1 protein-coding gene is annotated in these 919 nt (G+C 75.0%); it reads right to left on the bottom strand.

What is annotated here, in order from left to right; translation table 11 throughout:
- Positions 1-919 (bottom strand): AfsR/SARP family transcriptional regulator (locus tag MEICH_RS0111240; protein ID WP_036218511.1); only part of this gene is annotated, 919 nt, incomplete at both ends.

Raw genomic sequence — 919 nt, 5'->3', positions numbered from 1 at the left:
GGCCTCGTAGAGCGGTCGCCCGCGCTGGTAGCCCTCGGCGCGGGCCGTGCCCAGCAGGTAGAGCCCCAGGTGGGGCGCGCGCTGGGTCAGGTAGGCCAGGAACTCCAGGCTCGAGGGGTCGGCCCAGTGCAGGTCTTCCCAAAGCACCGTGCCGCCCGGCCGGGCCAGGGTCAGCAGCAGGCGGGCCAGGGCCTCGAACAGCCGCAGCTTGCCGTTAGGGGCTCCCCCGGCGAAGAAGCCCAGCTCGGGCAGCAACTGGGCCAGCTCGTCACGCCAGACGGGCTCGAGCCCCTCCAGCGACTGCCCGGCCTCCAGCGCCGCCCGCACCGCCTCGATCACCCCGCCGAAGCCCAGCTCGCTCAGGCTCTCCCGCTGCCGGACGGCGAACACCTCGCCCCGGCGCTTGGCGAAGTCACGGGCCAGGCGGCTCTTCCCCACCCCCACCTCGCCCACCAGCAGCACCAGGCCCTGGCCCAGGTGGGTCTCGAGCCAGGCCCAGTCCCCACTGCGGGCCACCAGGGGCGGGTCCTGCAGCGAGCTCGGGGAGGCGGGGGTCAGCAGCACCGCGTCCAGGCTGCCCTGCCGCAGGTGCCGGTAGAGGGCCTGGGTCTCGGCCGAGGGCTCCACGCCGAGCTCGGCCTCGAGCAGCCGGGCGTACTGCTCGTACTGCCGCAGCGCCGCCGGGACCTCGCCCAGCGCGGCCAGCAGGCGCATCACCGCCTGCTGCTCGGCCTCCTGCAGGGGGTCGTGCTCGAGCAGCCGCTGGTAGACGGCCAGCGCGTCGCGCCGCTGTGAGGCGGCCTCCAGGCCGCGGGTCCAGCCCAGCATGGCCTCGCGGTAGAGGTTCTGCCAGCGGGTCTGCTCGAGGGCCAGCCACTCCTCGAAGGCCTCGGTGGCCCGCACCTCGAAGCCCGCCAGC

Origin of the sequence: Calidithermus chliarophilus DSM 9957 (genome assembly GCF_000430045.1) — a bacterium.
GTDB lineage: Bacteria > Deinococcota > Deinococci > Deinococcales > Thermaceae > Calidithermus > Calidithermus chliarophilus.
The sequence above is the reverse complement of the archived record's forward strand: the minus strand, read 5'-3'. Positions and strand labels throughout refer to the sequence as shown.